The organism is Hoskinsella mucinilytica (assembly GCF_045223415.1).
GTDB classification, from domain to species: Bacteria; Bacillota_I; Bacilli_A; order Erysipelotrichales; family Erysipelotrichaceae; genus Hoskinsella; species Hoskinsella mucinilytica.
The window spans coordinates 56,955-79,753 of the sequence record NZ_JBEQZJ010000007.1 but is presented as its reverse complement, the minus strand read 5'-3'; the positions used below and the strand labels follow the sequence as shown (position 1 = coordinate 79,753).

The 22,799-nt window shown below is 35.6% G+C and carries 11 protein-coding genes and 1 riboswitch; of the genes, 2 read left to right on the top strand and 9 right to left on the bottom strand.

What is annotated here, in order from left to right:
• The first annotated feature begins 1 nt into the window (after position 1).
• Entirely contained in the window at positions 2-769 is a 768-nt protein-coding gene (locus UGRO018_RS03785) for an ABC transporter ATP-binding protein (protein WP_416325123.1), read from the top strand.
• Between the two features lie 45 nt (positions 770-814).
• Here UGRO018_RS03785 and ald read toward each other — a convergent pair whose 3' ends face one another.
• The 3 genes from ald to UGRO018_RS03770 all read right to left on the bottom strand — a co-directional run bounded on the left by ald (position 815) and on the right by UGRO018_RS03770 (position 3,426).
• Positions 815-1,924: an alanine dehydrogenase gene (gene ald / locus UGRO018_RS03780; RefSeq protein WP_416325122.1), complete on the bottom strand. Its 1,110-nt coding sequence runs from the start codon at positions 1,922-1,924 to the stop codon at positions 815-817.
• A gap of 78 nt (positions 1,925-2,002) precedes the next feature.
• A complete protein-coding gene (gene thiD, locus UGRO018_RS03775) occupies positions 2,003-2,785 on the bottom strand; it encodes a bifunctional hydroxymethylpyrimidine kinase/phosphomethylpyrimidine kinase (protein ID WP_416325121.1) in 783 nt (260 codons plus the stop codon).
• A complete protein-coding gene (locus UGRO018_RS03770; RefSeq protein ID WP_416325120.1) occupies positions 2,773-3,426 on the bottom strand; it encodes an HAD family hydrolase in 654 nt (217 codons plus the stop codon). Before UGRO018_RS03770 ends, thiD begins: the two co-directional genes overlap by 13 nt.
• Positions 3,427-3,477: 51 nt before the next feature.
• A riboswitch (TPP riboswitch) is annotated at positions 3,478-3,582 on the bottom strand.
• A 79-nt stretch (positions 3,583-3,661) separates the two neighbouring features.
• On the opposite strand from UGRO018_RS03770, the gene UGRO018_RS03765 reads away from it, so the two are divergent.
• Positions 3,662-5,155: a carboxypeptidase M32 gene (locus tag UGRO018_RS03765; RefSeq protein WP_416325119.1), complete on the top strand. Its 1,494-nt coding sequence runs from the start codon at positions 3,662-3,664 to the stop codon at positions 5,153-5,155.
• Between the two features lie 39 nt (positions 5,156-5,194).
• Here the strand turns inward: UGRO018_RS03765 and UGRO018_RS03760 are convergent, their stop codons facing one another.
• The 6 genes from UGRO018_RS03760 to UGRO018_RS03735 all read right to left on the bottom strand — a co-directional run bounded on the left by UGRO018_RS03760 (position 5,195) and on the right by UGRO018_RS03735 (position 22,432).
• On the bottom strand, positions 5,195-6,007 hold the full coding sequence (locus tag UGRO018_RS03760) for a response regulator (RefSeq protein ID WP_416325118.1): 813 nt from the start codon (positions 6,005-6,007) through the stop codon (positions 5,195-5,197).
• A 92-nt stretch (positions 6,008-6,099) separates the two neighbouring features.
• Complete coding sequence (locus UGRO018_RS03755; protein WP_416325117.1) at positions 6,100-7,380, bottom strand: sensor histidine kinase; 1,281 nt, start codon at positions 7,378-7,380, stop codon at positions 6,100-6,102.
• Between the two features lie 169 nt (positions 7,381-7,549).
• The gene (locus UGRO018_RS03750) at positions 7,550-10,309 is read right to left on the bottom strand and encodes a hypothetical protein (RefSeq protein WP_416325116.1); all 2,760 of its coding nucleotides are present in this window, start codon (positions 10,307-10,309) and stop codon (positions 7,550-7,552) included.
• A 67-nt stretch (positions 10,310-10,376) separates the two neighbouring features.
• Entirely contained in the window at positions 10,377-14,051 is a 3,675-nt protein-coding gene (locus tag UGRO018_RS03745) for an InlB B-repeat-containing protein (protein WP_416325115.1), read from the bottom strand.
• 473 nt (positions 14,052-14,524) lie between these two features.
• The gene (locus tag UGRO018_RS03740; RefSeq protein ID WP_416325114.1) at positions 14,525-15,847 is read right to left on the bottom strand and encodes an InlB B-repeat-containing protein; all 1,323 of its coding nucleotides are present in this window, start codon (positions 15,845-15,847) and stop codon (positions 14,525-14,527) included.
• 393 nt (positions 15,848-16,240) lie between these two features.
• A complete protein-coding gene (locus tag UGRO018_RS03735) occupies positions 16,241-22,432 on the bottom strand; it encodes a discoidin domain-containing protein (protein WP_416325113.1) in 6,192 nt (2,063 codons plus the stop codon).
• Positions 22,433-22,799: the final 367 nt, after the last annotated feature.

Below are 22,799 nucleotides of genomic sequence, written 5' to 3'. Positions count from 1 at the left end.
AATGAATAAAATACTAGAAGCAAATAACCTTGTGAAAATATATAATCAACATACTAAAAATGAATTAGAAGTGCTACATGGCATTTCTCTGGATGTCTATGAAGGTGACTTTATTTGTATCATGGGACCATCCGGATCAGGAAAATCTACCTTGATCAATAATCTTTCTACCATCGATATGCCAACCAAAGGTACGGTCAAGATCAATGGTGTCAGTGTGCATAAAATGATGGAAATGGAAACAGGAAAATTCCGTTATGAAAATCTGGGCTTTATCTTCCAATCCTTTAACCTTATGGATACCTTAACGTTAAGAGAAAACATCGGTGTCCCTCTTACTTTAGCAAAAGTAGAAAAGGATGAAATCAAAAGACGTGTGGAAGAAGTTGCACAAAAGTTGGAATTAACAAATTTATTAGATAAATATCCTGTAGAATGTTCCGGTGGTCAATGTCAACGATGTGCTGTCGCAAGAGCCTTGGTTACCAATCCTAAGCTGATAGTCGCAGATGAGCCAACCGGTAATCTGGATTCTAAAAATTCTCATGATCTATTGAATATATTAAAAGGACTGAATGAAAACGATCACGCTACGATCATCATGGTAACTCATGATGCCATGATTGCCAGCTACTCAAAACGTCTTTTGTTTATACGAGATGGTGTCATCGATGAAGACATTGAACGAGGAGATTTAAATCAGAAAGACTACTTCTATAAAATTGTACAAGCAAACAGTAAAGAATCCATGGAGTTATTATTCTCTTAAGGCTGACAAAAAGCAGTTGACATTCATCAACTGCTTTTTCATGTTCTATAACAACGCTTTAGGATCTTGGTATGGTAAATGTAATGCTTCACTTACTCCTTGATAAGTGATATGACCCTTACAAGTATTCAATCCCAATAAGAATCCATCGTCCTCTTTCAAAGCATCAAGCCCCTTATCCGCTAGTTTCAGTATATAAGGTAAGGTAGCATTTGACAATGCCATAGTAGAAGTACGTGGTACAGCTCCCGGCATATTCGCAACAGAATAATGCATGACACCATATCGTTCAAAATATGGATCATCATGTGTGGTGATATGATCACTGGTTTCGATACATCCACCCTGATCAATTGCGACATCAACGATCGCACTTCCTTGTTTCATTGTTTGAACCATATCCGCTGTGACGATTTTAGGAGCCTTAGCGCCCGGTACCAGAACAGCACCAATCACAAGATCCGCACTACGTAATGCTCTACGCAAATTATATTCGTTGTTGTATGCGGTATGAATGGTTCCTCCTGAAATATCATCTATATATCCCATACGATCTGCACTGATATCAAAAATGGTAACGATTGCGCCCAAACCACAAGCTATTTTTGCGGCATTCAAACCTACCGTTCCACCACCGATGATCACAACTTCTGCAGGAAATACACCTGGTACTCCACCAAGCAACAATCCACGACCACCATTGTTCTTTTGTAGCATCGTTGCGCCCACTTGTACTGCCATACGACCCGCAACCTCACTCATCGGTGTCAATAAAGGTAATCCACCTTTTCTATCACGAACCGTTTCATAAGCAATCGCACTTGTATGTGATGTCAACAAAGCATTCGCAAATGCTTCATCATTAGCAATATGTAAATAAGTAAATACAAGCTGATCTTCACGTAAATAATGATATTCACTAGGGAGATACTCTTTTACTTTCACAATCAAGTCTGCTTTCGCAAAGACCTCATCAACAGCTACGATCTTTGCACCTGCTTCCTCATATTCCTTATCTGTAAAACCACTGCCGATTCCGGCATTTGTTTCTACATAGACCTCATGACCTGCTTTGCATAAAGTAAATACACCTGCTGGTGTACAAGATACACGATTTTCATTGTTTTTGATTTCCTTTGGAATTCCAATTCTCATGATCATTCACACTCCTTATGCGTTACATTATAACACTTTTCTGTAAATGAAGCGATTATTTTCTCATTTCTTACATTTTTATTTCATATTCCAACAATGATTTAACGGTCCACTTCCCTTACCTAAATCAAGTCCATCCTTTAGTGCTCCTGTGATATAAGCCTTTGCCTGTTTCACACTTGTGACCATATCAAGACCCAATGCAAGATTACTTGCAATCGCACTGGATAGTGTACATCCTGTACCATGCGTATTTGGATTTTCGATTTTTTCACAAGAAAGCCATATCTGATTTCCATGATCATAGAGAAGATCATCCGCACAATCATCAAAATGTCCGCCTTTGATCAAGATATAACCATCATAATGCTTAGCGATTTCCTCTGCCGCTTTTACCATATCCGCCTTGTTATGTATCGAATATCCACACAATACTTCTGCTTCCGGAATATTCGGTGTAATGATATCTGCTAGTGGTAATAGCTTATCTTTCAACAAGTTCAATGCTTCTTCTGCCAACAAACGATTCCCTGAAGTCGATACCATAACAGGATCTACAACAATATGCGATGCTTGATATTGTTTTAATTTTTTGACGATTACATCGATCAATTGTGGTTGGGATACCATTCCGATCTTCACTGCATCGGGATAGATATCATCAAAAACACAATCGAATTGTTCTTCTAAAAAAGCCGGTGTAACATTCATGATATCCTTTACACCACACGTATTTTGCGCTACCAATGCTGTAATGATGCTCATACCATACACCTTATGCGCCATAAATGTTTTTAAGTCTGCCTGTGCCCCTGCACCACCACTTGGGTCTGTTCCTGCGATCGTTACTACCTTTTGCATATCATTTCCTCCAATTCTCTCATATCCTCGATATAAGTATCTGCACATTGTTTGATTTCCTTTTCATCCTTGTTCTGTGAGCGTTCCTTCACCGCCACAACATAAAATCCCGCTTTCTTCGCTCCTTGTATGGCATGTAATGCATCCTCAATGATCAAAGTATGTTCTTTTTTCATCTTCATCATCTCGCAAGCTTGAAGAAAACATGTAGGATCTTCTTTCGATAAATGCAGCTGTTCACAACTCACAATAAAAGAAAAAAATTCTAACAATCCATGCTTCTTCAAAGCTGCCTCACATACTGCAACATGATTGGCACTCAACACTCCCATGCGAATCCCCTTTTGGTGTAAAGATGTCACACATTCCTTTACCCCCGGTTTTAAGCGCATGGATCTATAACAATCACATAACAGCTCATAAACCTCTCTAGAAATCGTTTCCTTCGTAAGTGTTGGCAAATAATGCGTATGTAAATAGTCGATTGCCTCTTCCATGCGCATAGCTTCAAACAATTGATCCAATGCCTGATTGGTATAAATTCCTTTTCCTTTTAAATATTGAACAGCAAAATTATCCCACACATGCATACTATCAAGTAAAGTTCCATCTAAATCAAAGATACAAGTGATATCATCCATAACTGCTCCCTTCTGATATAAGAAAAGGAATCTACCAACATGGGCAAATTCCTTCATCAGCAATCAGTTCCCTACGTTGGCATTATCCAAATCAGGTACGGTCGAAGTCATTCAACTTCCTCTCAGCCTGTCAAGCAAGCTCCCTTTTTTCATAGGTATCATACCATAAATCGATGGATTAGGAAAGTAAAATTCCGAAAGGTATGATACAATAACAACTAGAGGTGAATACAATATGAATGAATTAAGAGCATTTTTTAAAGATTACAAAGAAAAGCAAGCTGCCTATGCGATGGCATTGAATACGATGTATTATGATTTACATACGATTGCGCCAAAAAAAGGTATGCCAAAACGCAACAAAGCGATGGCGATCCTAAGTGGTGAAGCTTTTCGTATGGCCACAGATCCTGATGCGCTAAAACAAATCGAAGCACTTGCTAAGCAAAGTGATGATCCCCAAGAACAACGTGAATTACAGTTGTTTCTAAAAGGTATGCAACTGAATCGTGTCTTACCAAAAGAGGTGTATATCGCTATGCGCCAAATTCAAAACGACAGTGAAACTGCTTGGTATGAAGCAAAGCAACAAAATCAATACGACATCTTTGAACCACACCTAAAAGCAATCATTCAAAAACAAAAAGAAGTCTTAAGCTATCTCAAAGATAAAACATCGGATTATGATTATTTGTTAGACAGTTATGAAGATGGAATGAATGTGGAAACGTATGATGCTTTCTTCAAAGCAATCAAAGAATCCTTGGTGCCATTGATCAAAGAAATACAGGAAAGAGGAAAGCATATAGATGATTCCATCCTATTTCAAAGCTATGATGTGGAAAAACAAGCAGCATTCAATGCACAATTATTAGACTATTTAAAAATGGATCATGATAAGTGTATCTTAGGCTTAACCGAACATCCTTTCACTGATTTTTTCAGTGATAATGAAGCCAGGATCACTACCCATTATTATGAACATATGTTGATGTCCGGTATCTTCTCAACCATTCATGAATATGGACATGCCTTATATTCTCTACAAGTCGATCCGACTTACGATCAAACTGCATTAAAGGATCAAATCGGCTATGCCATGCATGAAAGTCAATCACGTTTCATGGAAAACCATATCGGAAGACATCGTGCATTATGGGAAGTACAATTTCCTATTTTACAAAGCTATTTCCCTGAACAATTAAAAGATGTCAGCTTAGATGCCTTTATGGAAATGATCAATGTTTCTAAACCTTCCTTGATTCGTACAGAAGCCGATGAATTGACCTATCCTCTACACATCTTGATTCGTTATGAACTAGAGAAAGAATTATTCAATGGACATGCGAATCTAGACGAATTAGAAACGATGTGGAATGATAAATATGAAGAATACTTAGGAATACGTCCTGATAACGCAAGTGAGGGCATTCTACAGGATATGCATTGGGGTGCCGGAAACTTTGGATACTTTCCAACCTATGCATTAGGTAGTGCATACGCTGCTCAATTTTATGATGCAATGTCGAAACAAATAGATGTAGCTGATTGTTTGAAAAAGAATCACTTTGAAGAAATCGCTGCTTGGCTACAAGAGCATGTTCATCGTTTTGGTGCCTATCAAAAGGCTGATGATATCTTACTTCATGCTACAGGAATTCCATTCGATCCAAGTTATTATATTGATTATCTTACAAGTAAGTATCGTAAATTATATGCATTAGACTAATACCAAAAAACTGAAGTACTCCATGGTCTTCAGTTTTTCTTATTTCACCTTTGTCATCATTTTTAATTTCTGTTCCAAATAACCTACAGTAAATTCTCCCCAACTATAATTTGCCATATATTCTCCGGTATAAGAATTGATAGCATCGACATCCCAATCCATAAACTTATAAAAATCACAATCGATTTTGGTGATATCCACAGAAAAATGATTGAATTTTTTGACAATGATATCCTCAATGCCTGCCTCTTTTAATGTCTTCATCATGGAAGAGATATATGTCTGCATTTGATTTTGTATGGATATGGTATATTGTTTATCTTCAAATAATACCGCAAACAACTCTCTAAGGGTACATCCGCTACCCTTTTTATGTACTAAATATGCCAATATTTCCTTTGATTTACTACGTGAAAAATGAAGTGGATGACCATCTACAAATACTTCAAAATTGCCAAATGTCTGTACCTTAACACGTTGTTTATTTTGCGCTTCCAATGGATAGCGAAGATGATGTAACGCTTCTTGAATCATCTTCGCTGACACAGGCTTTAACAAATATCCACTTGCATAAAGCGAAAAAGCCTCTAAAGCATAACGAGCATACGCTGTCACAAAGATAAGGTTTGTATGAGGATTGATTTCTTTTAGATACTTTGCGATTTGTAAACCGTTGATATCCGGCATTTCGATATCCAAAAAAGCGACATCAATATTATGTTCCTTAGCAAATGCGATAACCTCTGCTGCCAAACAAAAACCATAAACTTGAATGGTGTCATCCATGTTTCGTATCGTTGTCATCAAATCCTCCATTGCTAATCTCTCATTATCCATTACTACAAATATCACAGCAATCACCCTTCACTTTGTCTATATAATGCATTCATTATCCATGATAAACCATAACAAACTAACAACAAATTGCTTGCTGTATGAATTCTCTATTCATCTTTTTCAGGTAGAAACAACATCACACTAGATCCTTTTCCGATTTCACTTTCTACTTTCATGCTTCCACCACATATCATTTCACACCTATTTTTTACATTTCTAAGTCCAATATGACTTTGATCTAACTTCTCCATCTGCTTTACATCAAAACCGATTCCATCATCCATCACTTCTAAAATGATCATATCATTTATTTTCTTCGAACTGATGGTAACTGTTCCACCCTCCACTTTTTTCGCAATGCCATGATTCACTGCATTTTCAACTAGTGGCTGTAGTAACAATGGTGGTAAATAAAAATCACGATATTGTATATCATATCGTACCTGTAACAACTCCCCATAACGCATCTTTTCAAGCGATAAATAAATTTCAATATGATGTAACTCTTGTTCAAAAGGAATGTCACTTTCATTTGTCACAGAATTTAAATTTTCCCTTAAATAATGTGCGATTTGTTGTACTCCGATTTTTGCTTTTTGAGGATCAATATCACAAAGCCTTCCGATTGCCGTTAAAGAATTATAAAGAAAATGTGGCTGTATCATTGAAAGCATGATCGAAACACGAGAATGCAACAACTCCAGTTCTTTCTCCTTCATCTGTTTCGCCGCTTGACTTTGAATATATAAATACACGATCAGTGTAGATATGGTGGTTGCGATATACAAAAGTGCGATTCCATAGATACTTATCTGAATGCACATTGCCACGATTGGCAAAACGATTTGTGAAGATAAACATAACAACTCCAAATGACTTAGACATTTTCGATAAGCAAATAGAAGTCCTGCATTGATCAACATACATGAAATGGCCAATACCTGAGAAAGCCAAAACCAGTTTGCTCTATGATACATATTAAATTCATCTATATAATAATACATATGATTCCATTGTGAAATCACTGCCAATAAAATAGAAATAACAACAATGACATCTATCAAATAAAGAACATTCTTTTTTATTTTGGTTCTTTGTTTGATAAACCAATATAAATAATAAGAATATAGTACCATCAAAACATAACCCAACGTAAACACCAAAAAATTGGCGACATATACAATGATCACATAGAACCAATCTGTATTACCTTTAAACCCATAAGCTGCGGCATCAGATAACAATAATGCAGCATTACAAATCAAAATATAGATAAACATTTGATGACACTTATCTTTCTTTTGATCTCCTATTAACATGGAGCACATAATAACAATAGACAATAAAGCACCGAAAATCTCTAATGATATATTGATATAACGTATCATCTAATACCCCTCATTTCTTATTATTATTGTAACATCAAACACTTTCCTTTTATATTTTCTGACATATTTTACAATTTTTTCCAGTTGCTTGTTTTATCATAGCTTCATACACACAACAAAACAACAACAAAAAAAATCCCACAAACAAACTCATGGGATTTTTTCTATATTATCTTTTCTGTTCTTTTTTCTTTAAAATCAGGAAACCTGCGGCAATTGCCACTACCATCATAGAACTTGAAATACCAAATGGTTGTACTCCCGCACCTTTGATCACCTCATCATTGGATTGATCCTTGTCTTTGTTGTTGTCTTTGTCATTGTTATTATTATCATTCTCATTTACATCGTCTTTATCTTCATCATCTTCAGAGCGAATCACTTTAAAATTGGTTTTTATCTCAATATCATTTTTATATGTCAATCTTAACGTATGTTCTCCATTCGAAAGTTTCTTCATAAACTCATCTTTTAATGTCAGAATGGTACTTCCTGATGCAACCTCATACATATTCTTATCTACTGCTTTTCCATCTACATATACACCAATTAGATTTTCTAATTTACCATTACATTGAAAGACCAAATGTTTACTCTTTCCTTCTACATATGTTGCATCATTACCTTGGAATACAGTTATTTTTTCAATTGCAAATACTGTACTTGGGCTAACGGTGACTTTTAAATCTTTTCCACTTTCTAACCACTCGCCAGGTATGGTAACTTCTAAATTGCCCTTTCCGGTTTCCAGTGGTGTTCCTGAAATTTTTAAAGTTAAAGATGTATCCGTCATATTACCTAAATAACTCATTTGTAGACCATTCGGTAAATTCGTCGTTGCTTTCTTTGTGACATCTACGTTGGAAGATACTTTATCGTTGGCAATTGTAATCTTGATTTGTTCTTCCATTGCTTCACCTACGACACCATTGATTACCTTAGCTTCCATACTTGCTGTTGGTACACTTTGTAAGATAACATAAGATGAATCTACTGTCTTTACTTTCAAATCTTTTCCACTTTCCAACCAAGATCCTGATAAAGTAATTTCCAATGCCCCATTACCTACTTGTGTTGGTGTTCCTGAAACATTAACGATTATGTTTTGATAAGTCATATCACTGATTCCCTTATATGTAGCAGTTAAACCATCAGGAAGATTAATATCCTCCAATACTGCTCCTACATTAAGTGATTGCAATAATTTATCTTCTTTTATGTTAATTTTAATATCTTGATCAACTGCTGTTCCTACATTTCCTTGAATGGTGACAGGCTTCGTAGATGCACTACGTTCTGTAATCTTAAATTTTGTATCATCATTCTTCGTAACAACCAGATCTTTTCCACTTTCCAGCCATTCACCGGGAATCGTCATTTCCAAGACACCTTCTGCGGTTACGGTTGGAGCTCCTTTGATTTGAATTGTCAATGAGGTATCACTTGTACTTCCTTGAAAACTTGCCTTTACTCCACTTGGCAAATTGGTTAGTGGATTCTTTGTTATATCCGGATTAGAAGCAACTTTATCATTAACAAGTGTGACCAAAACATAGGTATTTAAATCTACATCTTTATTACCTAGAATCAAAGCTGAATCTACTGTCGCAGATGGTGCCGGTTGTTTAATGTTATAGGTTGCATTATTTGCCTGTACTTTCAAATCTTCACCACTGATTAACCAAGAACCTGGAATGGTAAAATCTATTGTTCCATTGGATACTTCTGTTGGTGTACCTGACACATTGACGATAATATTTTGATAAGTTAAATCACTGATACCCTTATACGTCACACTTAATCCATCAGGAAGATTGGCAGTCCCTAATGCTGTACCGATTGCCAAACTTTGATTTAATTGGTCATCCTTTAAGCTGATTTTGATATCCTTATCGATTGCTGTGCCTACCGTTCCTTCTATTTCTACATTTTCAATTGTCGCAGTACGCTCTGTGATTTTAAATTTCGTTTCGCTATTCTTTGTTACGACAAGATCTTTTCCACTTTCTAGCCATTCACCGGGAATCGTCATGTCCAAAACACCTTCCCCTGATGCTTCCGGTGTTCCTGATATTTTTATCGTTAAAGAAGTATCACTCATATTACCCATATAGCTTGCCTTTAATCCATTTGGTAAATTAGTAAGTGCTTCTACATTCAAATTTGGATTAGAAGCAACTTTATCATTTACAAGTGTGATCCACACTTTTTCTTCTATCGCTTCCCCTTTTTTTCCTTCTATGGATACTGCTTCCATAGATGCAGCTGGTACAGGTTGTTTGATCAGATAACTTGCTACACAATTAACTTTTAATGTACTACCACTTTCCACCCAAGATCCTGGAATGCTAATATCCATGGATCCAGTGGCTTCTTGTGTTGGTGTTCCTGATATATTCACAATAATGTTTTGATAAGTTAAATCACTGATACCCTTATATGTTGCTTTTAACCCATCTGGAAGAGTAATGGTTTCCAGTTCTGTTCCTACTGCCAATGACTCGTTTAATTTATCAGCACTTAATTTGATTTTAAAATCATGATCCACTGCTGTCCCAACTGTTCCGATCAAAATAACGGTATCAGCTGATGCACTAGGTTTTAAAGTAGGTGCAAACGTATATACTGGAGAATATGGAATATCAGTATTAATATTTACTAAGGTATATTCTTCATAATTATTTGGCATTGTCAAAGAACCATAAGACATAATTTCTGATTCTGTGATATCCGAAACACCCTGCCAATCTAACATAACCATATTTTCTGTATGATTTTCGATGGTATCTCCACTGTAAAAGATCTCTCCGACCTGGATATCTGTAATCTCATATGTGGATCCATTTGCTTTGATTGATGGCATCATAGTAACCATTAACAACAATGCCATAAACACTGAGCTTACTTTCTTAATAATATTTTTCACCATGCTTTTTTCTCCTTTCATAAGCACCTAAAGCAGTGTATCACCACTGCTTTAGATAGATTCATGAATACTATTTATCTGAAACTCTTCTTTTCTTTTCTAAAACACAAAGTCCTGCCAAAGCTATTAACACCATCATAGATGTTGTAGTATTGCTTGATGATGCTCCTGTATCTTTGATAGCAGAATTATTTTTATCTTTAGAAGTTTGATTGGATCCTGATCCATTCTGATTTCCATCATTTGATTTATCGGAATCATCAGTTGGTGTTTCTGGATCATCCGGTCCCGGAATCTTTTCAAAGATTGCCTTGATAGAAACATTGCCTTTTGGCATCGTAAATTTATCGTTTTTAATGGTAATTGTTCCATTTACAACTTCCCATTTTACAAATCGATAGCCCGGTTTTGCTTCCTTGAATAACGTAATTACTTTGCCGGCTTCAGATTTATTTACATTAGCACTTGCCGTTCCATTGCCATTAGTTTCTACTGTGATTTGATATTCTTCTAAAGGATCCTCACTTTTTGCTTCACCAACAACTTTCACTGTTGCATTTGCTGTAAAATTCTTTAAAATATATCGATAATCTCCATTTGGCATCGTAATGACCTGATCAATTTGTGCTCCTGTGACGCTAACATCTGGCGCAGTATTGAATTTCTTTCCTGTATCCGGACTAACATCAACCGTAACACTGCCATCAGATTCGATTCCTGTAGTTTCAGACAATGTGACCTTAGCTCCTGTTAATTCAGTAACATCTTTTGTTAAGGTATAAGTAGGAGCAGGGGCAATGGTGATCGTAAAATCTTTGGTATAATCATCATCTGAAGTTTCTCCTCCACCTGGAATTGTCGCAGTTACTACAACGGTTCCGGCACCTGTGGTTTTTAATTGATTTCCGTTAACGATACTAGCACCTGTGGTTCCTGCATTCTTGATGGTCCAAACAATATTTGTTTTAGATGCATCAGATGGAGTGATGGTTGCGTTCAATAGAATCGTTTGTTTTGCTGTTCCACTTGTGCTAATTCCTGTAATACCGGTAACGCTCTTATGATTTTCTTTGATCGTAATCGTAAAATCTTTGGTATAGTCTTGTGTAGAAGTTGTTCCACCGCCTTCTACAGTAGCTGTCACAACGACCGTTCCTTTTGCGGTTGTCTTCAAGGTGTTTCCATCAATTGTGGCTCCTGTTGTTCCTGCATCTTTTACGCTCCATGTAATATTTTGATTGGTTGCGTCCGTTGGTGCAATCGTTCCTGATAATGTCATATCAATGGTTGCTGTACCACTTGTAGAAACTCCTGTGATATCGGTAACTGCCTTATATGGATTTGGATTTGCGGCAATAGTAATATCAAAATTCTGTGTATAGTCCTCATCTGCAGTTTCGCCACCACCTGCGATGGTCGCAGTCACCGTAACGGTTCCGGCGGCTGTTGTCATTAAATTCTTACCATTTAAGACGGCTCCAGTACTACCGGCTGATTTAATGCTCCATACAATATTTTTGTTTGTAGCATTCGTTGGTTCTACTGTTCCAGTTAATTCAAGTTTATTATCCGCAGTTCCACTTGTTGGTACTCCAGTAATGTTTGTCACCTTATGATGAACTGCTGCGATGTTAATGGTAAAGTCTTTTGTATAATCATCTTTATCTGTTTGTCCACCACCTACTATAGTAGCTGTTACTACAACAGTACCACCAGCAGTTGTTTTCAATGTACTACCATCAATTGTTGCACCTGTGGTTCCAGCATCCTTTACAGACCATGTGATTTTAGAAGGAGCTCCTACCGGAGTTACTTTTCCTGTTAATGCAAGATCTGTTTCCGCTACACCACTCGTTGGTACATCGGTAATATCCGTAACCGGCTTATGATCACCGGTAACTGTAAGTGTAAATGTTTTCTCATAATCTTCTGTTAATGATGTTCCTTGTTTGATAATTAATTTTACAGTCACAGTTCCTGGACTTGTTGCTTTCATATAATAATTATCAACGATTTCTGCACCAGTACCACCATCATCTAAAACGCTCCATTCCATTGGATAACTAGCAGCATCCTTAGGTTTTACAGAGCAATCAAGGTATTTTCTATCTTTACCAGCTTCTATGGTTGTAGTATTGAGTGTTGCACTATCAACAGGCACATAATCTATCACTTTAACACTAAATTGTTCCCACATATCTAAACCTACAGCTTGTCCGTTCTTTACAGTTGCTTTTAAGTTTACAACACCTGGAGCTGTCGTCTTTAATATATTACCGTCTAAAGTAGCGCCTGTATTGCCTGCATCTGTGATGGTCCATGCTGTTATGTCTTTATAAGTGGCATCATCTGGTTTTACTGTACCAGTTAACTCTAAATCAACGCCAGTAAAAGCTTTATAAGGAAGATCAACTACACTTTTAGCCTTAACAAATGCAGGGTTTACTTTAATTGTAAAATCTTTTGTGTAAGATTTATATGGATCTGCACCACCATTTACAGTAGCTCTTATAATCAGTGTTCCTTCTTTTTTTGGTTGAAAGTAAGTCTGACGTGGGTCATCATTAAATATCGTTTCTGTTGTTCCGGCATCTAGGATAGACCATGTAATCTCTTGTTGGCTAGCATCTGACGGAGATATCTCTGGATTGAATTCATTCAGCATAATCCAATCTTTTGCTTCTACTTCAGTAGGAACATTTGCAGTAATATCTGTTACTGCTTTAAAAGGGTCTGAATAGTTTGGATATGTTTTTACTTCAAATTCTTGTATATAATCTACTTCATCTACCCCTCCACCAGGAATTGTAGCTGTAACTTTGACGATACTATTTTGATTTTTAGGTGTTAGAACATTACCGTTAAGTTCAGCTACGGCATCATATCCAGGTGATAATGACCAAGTAATGTTTGTTTTAACTGCATCAGAAGGTGTTACAGTTGCATTCAATGTCACTGATCTACCATTATAAGCATATGAAATAACATCACTAATTCCCGTAACATTTTTAATGATATTTCCTGTTTTAACATCCATTTTCTTTGTATCTATGATTACTCCACCATTAATCAAGGATGCTTCCACTGTTACATATTCTTTTGTTTCATCTTGGCCAATTGTAAGATTTCCATTTTGATCAATCACAGTTCCGCTTGAGTTTTTATGTGTAACTTCCCATTTCTCTGTAATTGGGTCACTTTCATCTTTATTTCCTTTCCAAGTAATATCCTCAATTGTATATTTACTTGTATTTCCATTTGTCAAACTATTTGTACCTTTTAAACTGAATCCAGTAACATAAGGTTCAATAAGTAAAGTTACTTCTCTTGTATCTTCTACCGTAGATAAAAGCTTCCTTGGCTCATCTTGATATGTCTCATAATAATAAGTAATCTCTGATTTATAAATACCAGACTTTTCAGGTGATCCTACATAGCATGTTTTATATACATTAGGATAATTAACACCAAATCCTTGACCAACTTGAGGAGTAATGCCTGGTGGTAGGCCTTTACTTTCTTTTACTCGATAGTTATATACATAACCATCGCTTTCTCTATTTCCAAGTTCATCACATATTCCATGTTCACCATTATCATATGTCTTACCCTTTTCAAGATTATATTCACTTGCTTTAATAGAGATAATTCCACTCGTATATGCAAGCGAAAAAGCCAATACAGATGCTAAACTAACTTTTAGTAATTTGTTTATTTTAGGTAATATTTTTTGCTTCTTTTTCATCACTTTTTCCTTCTTTCAATATTCCTCTTTATGGTTCTTTCTCTTATTCCTCATGTTTTATTTCTTGTGCATGCCTCCTTACAACGACTTTCATAAAATTTATCATGTAGTTGAATGTGAGATCCCTCCTTTTGAAAATGTAATTTTTTGTCATTTGCATTTCCATCTTTGCTTTTATTGTAAACGCTTTCTAACAACGTTTTCACAACAAAAAAGCATATTAAAAAAATTATTATGATTTATTTATGACAAATTATCACATATAAAAATGTAGATGGTATGAAGAGAAAACATCTGTGACAAAAGTTCATTTATATTAATTTCTAATCACCAATCATTATCTTTTTTCTCTTTCGGCTTTTTTCTTCTTTCATAGAAAAAAAGAGTGACAAATAAACCTTTGTCACTCTATGGATAATTGTGTATAGGTAGAAATGATTTGCTTAATCATGCAGTGATTTCTCTATCTTAAACTAGTTTGTTGATTTTCTTTTATTGATTACCATAACACCAGATAAAACCAAGATAGACATGAACAAAGCAAATGTAGTTGTATCATGAGATGAAGTAGTCTTACCAGTATTTTTGATAGGTGTACCATTTTCATCTACTGTTGTGTTCTCTTCATCAGTTTTTACGATTTTGAAACTTGTTTCCGCAGACATATCTTTTTTATATTGAAATTTCAATGAATGTGTTCCAAGAGATAACGTATTCAAATAGCTTGCCTTTAATGTCATGATCGTACTTCCAGATTTAACAGTATAGTTACTTGGGTCAACCAATGTATTATCTACATAGATACCTTCTAAATTATCTAAGCTTCCATTACATGTAAATGTCAAGTCATTTTTTCCACCGATTGTATGTGTTGAACCAGCCCCGGCAGTGATACCGATTTCAGAGAAATCATAGGTAGCCTTTGAATTCATTGTTACTTTTAGATCCTCTCCGCTTTCAAGAAATTCACCAGGAATGGTTATTTCCAGTACGCCTTTACCACTCATTTCTGCTATACCACGTACGCTCACAGTAAAAGTAGTTCCAGTGTAATCATTCATATTTAGACCTAAACCTTTTGGAAGATTCGTTTTTAAAGTGGAAAACGGATTAGCAGTTCCATTTAATTTATCATTCTGTATCGTGATTTTAATTTTTAGTGTACGGGTAGGAAATATTTCCCCTACAACTCCTTTGACTTCAACATTTTCAATGGTTGCTTTATGATTTACAGTCACTGCTTCAAAAATTGCTTTTACAGAAACCGCTTTGCTAGGCATAGTGAATTGGTTATTTGTTACAGTGACATCATCACTTTGCCATTCTTTGAATTTATAACCTGTGTTTGGGGTAGCAGTAAGAGTTACGATATCTCCTTCTTTTGCTTTTGAAACATCAGAACTTGCAGTACCATTACCGTCTGTAGTTAAAGTGATATCAGAGGTTACTTGAACAGGTATTAACGTTATATCATAGTTATTGCCATATACATGATCCTTTCTTACGATCCATGTATCTTGATCAAAATACGTTTCTATTGTATAAGGTGAAGCAGGATAATTAATCATTTTATAATCTCCAGTTAAATCTGGAGATTTCCAATACGTAAAATATCCCAGTGCTGGTGTTGAACCTTTATCTATGATATCTCCTGTTTGTACGATATCACCATCTTGTAAATCATCAATTGTGTAAGTATTACCAGATGCAAATACATTGGTTATGGGCATAAGCGATAATGACACCATTACGGTAAGAACAAGTGCGCTTGCCTTTTTCAATAAATTTTTTAACATTTCTTTTCTCTCCTTCTCTCTATCAAGATTACAATTAGGGTTTACCATGTGTGAATACATGATACCTCTACTAGACCATATAACACGAAGTGCTTATGACCATATGATTATTTTTTTATGATATTTATATTATGAATGTAAGATCCCCTCCTTTGGAACATGTATATTTATTTACATTCCCATCTTTAGTTATATTGTAAACGTTTAACAACAACATACTCACAACAAAAATACTTATTTCAAAAAATATTATGATATCTTTGTGACAAATTATCACATATGAAAAGCTGGATGGCCTGAGAGGGAAATGATTGTGACAATAAAATATGAACATACGAAAAAAAGCAAAGATATTACATACGATATCTTCGCTTTCTTTCATTTTAGTTTCTTTTATGATGCTTTGCTATCTCTTCTTTTCTTCATAAGCAAAGCAATAGCAGCTCCACTTAACATCATACCACCAAATAATATACCAGTATTTGTGTGATCACCGGTATCAGGCTTTTTCATTTCATCCTTATTTGGTTGATCAGAAGGTTTCTCAACTTCTTTTAGATTTGCTCGAGCATCAAGCAATGTATCAATTGCATTAGCAATTTGATCAGATGTTGCATTTTCATCTTTGTAAATCTTGTTTGCGTTCTCTAAAGCTTTTTGATACGCATTCCAGCTATCTGTTGTGTACGCTTCTTTATCTAAAGAAGGTTTTGTATTGATTGCGGATTCAAGAACACTCTTATCGCTCTGATACTCAAATTTGAAACTCTTCATAGCATCAATGCATGTTTGAATGGTTTCTTTCGTTCCATCTTTTTGTAATGCGTTTGCTTGTTGATATAAAGCATCTGCATCTTTTTGATTATTTGGAATCAATGCATTTGTACCCATCTTTGTTTTGAATTTTTGCATTTCTTCTTTCAAAGCGGTGATATCGATCAGTGTTACTTTATGCAATTCTTTCACTGCTTGATCTACATCTTTTTGAGTTGCATTTTCATCTTTCACGATTGCATCTAGTGCTTTGATTGCTTTTGCCAATTCTTCTCTACTAGCTTCCGTGTAGTTTTCAGAATCTACGTTCTTTTGTGCTTCAGCAATGGCATCATGCAATGCATCTTTGTTCGCTTTCTTTGTAAAAGAGATATTTTGAATTTCATCAACGATAGATGCTACCTCTTCTTTTGTACCATTCTTTTTCACATCCTCAATTGCCAACTGATTGAATGCTTCTTTGGCTGCTGTGATAGATGCAGGTGTATAAGTGTTATCACTTAGTTTTGCTTCATATGCTTTGATCGCATCCTCTATTGGTTTGATCATAGCCAAAGTATCCTTACTGTCATTGATACTAGAAATCGCAGCTTCGATCATTGCATCTGTTACATTCTCATCATTTGCAACTTTTTTCGCTTCTTCTAATACAGCATTGAAGTCATTCCATGTTTTTTCAGTATAATCACTTGGGTTTTTAGATTCCCAATCTGCGATCAATGCTTTTAATGACGTAACATCACCTTTCACAGTAAGTTTAAATTCATTTAATTCCACAACTGCTTGTTCGATAGTATCTTTACTTCCATCATCTAACAGCACTTCAACACGAGCAATTAATTTTTTTGCTTCAGTAATCGAATTAGCTGAATAGATATCCGTTTTCTTTAGTTCTTCTTTTAAATTATTAATGGCTGTACGTAAAGAAGTAACATCAACCAAAGAAGCTTTTGCGGATGCAAGATCATCTAAAATATCTTGTAATACAAAATTGGTAGTATCTGTATCTTTGGTTGCTTCTACCAAGTCCATAAGCTTATTAAATGCTTGAAGATAAGCTTTATAAGAAGTCTTACTATAATTGCTTTCTTCTGCTTTTTCTTCATTGCTTGCTGCTTTTACCACTGCATCATGGTTGATTGGGCTTGCTTTTGATAAGACATTGATTTCTTTTGCTGCCGCAAAGCCACCAACGGATTCTATATATTCTAATTTAACACCGGTTGCGGTTATTTCATCAAATGAAACTGTATTCACTGCAGAAGATGTATCAAATTCTCCGTTATCCACGATTTTTACCCATTCCCCATTTTGCATAGCATATAAATGATATTTAGACACATCCCCATTAGAGCCTGCACGTCCGGTTAATTCAAAGCTTGAGAATGTTTCTTCTTTACCAAAATCAATTGCGATATAGTGATTGCTTCCATCATGATCATCTTTTCCGTTATAATTTGAATGCCACCAAGTACCCATATTACCATCGATTGCTGCCGCAGCATTAGAATCCCCATTTCCTTCAGGCATTTCACTACAAGCTGTTGCTGTCCATCCATCACGATTCAAAGCTCTTGATTCATCTCCTGTGACGATTGCATTTGCATTCGCTTGTGCTACATCATAAGAAATGGTTTGATTGATCATCTCTACATTACCAAGTACTGCTTTCAAATTATTAGAACCAAGTACGACATTTGCATCTTTGATATCATCTTTCTTTCCATCATCGTATGCAGAAGTTCTTAACATACCGTTTTCATATAATTTCAATACTCCATTTGCTTCACGAGTGATTACAATAGAATGCAGTTCACCATCAGCAATGTTACCTTCTAGTAAGTCTTCTGTCGATGTTTCAACATATGCATCGGTATTGAATAATCCATGTGCTTTTTCAATAACCGTTGTTACAGTTTCTTTCGAAGTTAAGCTTTGTGATCCGATATTCGCTACCAAATAACCATCCTTATCGATAGAAACTTTGATATCATTTCCTTGTGTTAATAAAGTTTTATCGGTATCTGTTGTTTTGATATTGAAACTAATACCAAACTCACCTGTACCTTTGATACCTATATCTGAAATCTTCTTAGTTCCATTTACATCCATCGTATAGTTACCCGTGATAGGATCTAGTTTATCGCCTGCTACTGAAACAATGGTTCCATCTTCATAAGTACGAAGTGCAATGTTACCATTCAATGAAGTACCGGCAGTGCTCTTTAATCCTTCAGATTTTATTTCAACATCTTTTGTTCCTAATTCCTTTTCCGTTGTCAATTCATAAGTTCTATAATCATCCATCAATACTGCAGATGTGATCTTATTTCCTTCGATCGTAAAGCTTGCATCATCATTTACACGCTTATCAAAACTTACACGAATTGTCTTATTTCCAGTGTTTTTTACATTCGTTACAACAGGTGCAGAAGTATCGATATTCCCATATTGCATCATTCTAACTTCATGTGGTGCTAATGTTACCGTAATCGTATCACCATAGGATACACTCTTTCCTGTAGGTGTGCCTTGATAAGGAAGAACTTGTAGTTCAGCAGCATGAGCCATCGTGGAAGGGACACCAACTTCTCCATTTAAGGTTAGTTCATATGTCATTTCTTGATCGGTAGAATTTACAAAGCTTACTACCCCATGATTGCCATCCCATGCAGAATAGCCATAAACACCATCCCCTGCACCATTTTCAGATGGGCGATCACCGAATAATTTTGCATTTTTCAAAGTATTGAAATTATTTTCCGCAAAATCCAAAACATCAGCAGTCACTTGCCAATGAGCTTCTTTGAACATACTAGGTGAGAAATACAATTCCCAGAAAGCAGTACCTCTTGCGGCATTTGCGAATAGATAATCACGCCATTCTTCCGTATCTGGGTTTCCTTTATCTTGATCAGATACACCAAAGATCGGATCATGGTTATAAATATTCTTTAAAGGGAACTGAACTTGATTTCGTTTGTATAAATTAAAATAAACGTTGTCACGATAATAAATTTTACGTTCATGCGTTTTACCGGTACCCAAGACTCCGGTATCTCCTGAATCTTGTACCCAAATCGTATTCACCCACTGTAACAGCCATGGACTTAAGTTTATATAACAAGTAGCGTTGATCCATAAACCTTTTCCTTCATCTGCTCTTGCTGCTCTTACTGCTTCAAATACATTGGTCCATCCTTCCCACATATCTGAAGTAAAATACATATCATTTGTTCCGCCTGTCATGTGATCATGTGATGCGTCATTACATGGTCTAGATGCGAAACCATCCCATTTCCAATAATCAATATTGAATCTTTGTTGATAATCTACAAAACGATCAGTAAAGTTCTTTTGATATTTGTGAGATCCTGTACATACGACCTTACCTAAAGCTGAATTAGATTGTACATATCCTGTTCCCATAGATTCTAAGTATTGTGCAAAGGTATTAAAGAAGTTATATCCACCCTGTGGACCTACCCAAACACCAAAGGTAGATTGCAGTTTACTAGATAGCGCACTTGATGTGTATAATTCATTTGGAAATTTATTATTAAATTCCCAGAAGCCGGTTTGATTTGGTGTACCGCTTCCTGCATCAGCGCTTGGTCCTGTATAATTTCCATCGTAATAATTATTCCATCCATCATCTACCACATAAGAATCTAATGGTTCTACACCTTGTGCATTTAATCCTGCTTCTGCACCAAGGAAAGAACTGGCGATACTTTCATCTGTGATGGACATCATGTTATCATACCATGAATTATATTGTTTTCTAAAGTCTGTCGGTGTAGCGATATCTTCGATATATTCATAGAAATCTGTTTGTACCATTGCTTGTGATGTGCCTTTTGCTGCGCCAATGACATTTTGCCAAGAAACAAATTTTCCATCATTGCTTAATTGCCCATCTTCATAAAGTTTTTCAAATGTCTTACCTGAATAATAACGAATTTGTGTTTTATCATCTACCACATCGGTATCCGCAGCTGGAAATTCTGAGCCCATAAACAATCCATCAACATAGATCGGTTGTCCTAACATAAGCTCATTTGGCTTGATCCACATAGAGGATACATCTTTTAAATCAGGATGACTCCAAATGCCTTCATCTTCCTCATCCAATACAAAATGATCCATATCAATGTAGTCGATTTGAGCTTTTTCATGATCATCTGCAGTAAGTTCAATATAAGATCTCATATAATGATCATCATCACCCATAACGATTACATAAGTTACATCCCATTCTACATCATTTACTTTTATCGGTTCATAATCAAATGTTACTTTTTTACCAGTTGATGTTTCATGACTCTTATGAGGAACTTGCGTATCTTCGATTTTTACTCCATCTTCTGAAAGTGTGAAATCACTGGATTTGATCAAATCAGAAGTGGTAGGTTTATCTTGATTCTGTGCTTTTTGATATGCATCAGAGTAAAGATGAAATTCTGCACAATTGAATTCATCAAAACCATAAATATCTGTATTACTTACAAATTTCACATATCTAGTAGTATATTCTTTATCAAAATTACCATATACTAGATCCCCCACATTATAAAGTTTGGTTCCTTCCGGATATGTTTTTCCATCCCCTGACCATGTTTCTCCTTTTGGTACAATGACTTCATGAAGATTATAGTCCTTTTCGCTAAATTCTCCACTACCGGCTGGTGCCCAATTGGTTCCATCGTCACTCACATACAAAGTATATTTTCCTGTTGTACCATTTTTACCATAAGCTGATTCAGGATAGCCTTGTCGTTTTTGATAAGAGAAAGAGGATACTTTCTGTTCACTACCTAAGTCAATGATCATATCTTTGTTCTGTTTAGAGCTTACTACGGTACCACGATCACCATCTATAATTTTAGATGCGTCTTTTCCATCTAAAGTAGCTTTCCAAGTAGTAGGATCTATTTCAGCTGTAGGAAGTTTTTCATCGAAGCTGCTTGTTTTCTTATCTTCAAATAAATTAATTTCTGATCCTGTAAAAGAGAAATCGTCTGGACTAGCTGAACCACTGTAAGTAGACAAGACTCTTACTTTTACATACTGTGTAGTATATGCCTTATCAAAGTTGGCATAAACCGTATCTCCAACATAATACAAACCATCCTCGTTACGGATATGATAATCTACAGTATCACTGAATTCACCTGATCCGGCCATGTTCCAATCAGTGCCATTGTCACTGACATAAAGTTCATATCCTTTGATCGTTCCATTCATGCCATAACCTTCTGCGCCATAGCCAGGGCGTTTATCATAGCCAAGTGATTGGAATGTTTTTGCTTCACCTAAATCTAAAATCAAATCAAAATAGGTACCGCCTGTAACTCCATCAAAGAAATCAAGTATACTATCTTTATTTCCATCTAATAGATTAGATGCATCTTTTTCATTACCTGCAGAATCATATGCTTTGGCATTCCATCCTTCACGATTCAATGCCTTTGTAGGCGCAATGATTTCTTCTTTTGGTGTATCGTCTTTTTCTCCATTATCAATGGTATTGATTTGGAAATCTTCTGAACCATCTGCCGGAGTAAATTCTTTATTTGCTCTTTTATTGTCAATGCTGACTGTTTTCACTTTTCCATCTGCGATAGACAATGTTCTTGTCATATAGTCGTTTCCGATCACTACTTTATTCCCTTCTACTTTAGCATAAGTAGAAGTAGCTGCTTTGATCGTACGAAACAAGAAAGGAGAAGTAGATGACAAAGCCATGGTTGCTGCTACTGTCAATGTCATGACTTTCTTTGGAGCGTTTACAGCGTGCTTTTTTTTCATTAATATAGCCTCCTGTTAAGTTATATCATTACCATCATTCATTCAAACCATTTTTATCATATAAAAAGTATGAAACACCTCCCTCTCTTCTTGTTTCATAAAATACGTTTCGTAACCTATACGATATGAGAGATACTAGAAATAGTATAAAACCCTTCTTTTTCTAGTGGAATTTACTCGATTACGCAAAAAAAAACTGACTTTTTACCCTAAAATCAGCTGTATATAAAAGTATAGGTTTTAAGACAATCGCTTGTTTTGTATTTCATAAAACAAGAACGTTTTCACATCAGAATCTTAACAATTTCCCATCTGATACAGATATTCTAATCCCTACGCTTACGAATGTAAACCCTTTCGTTTTGTA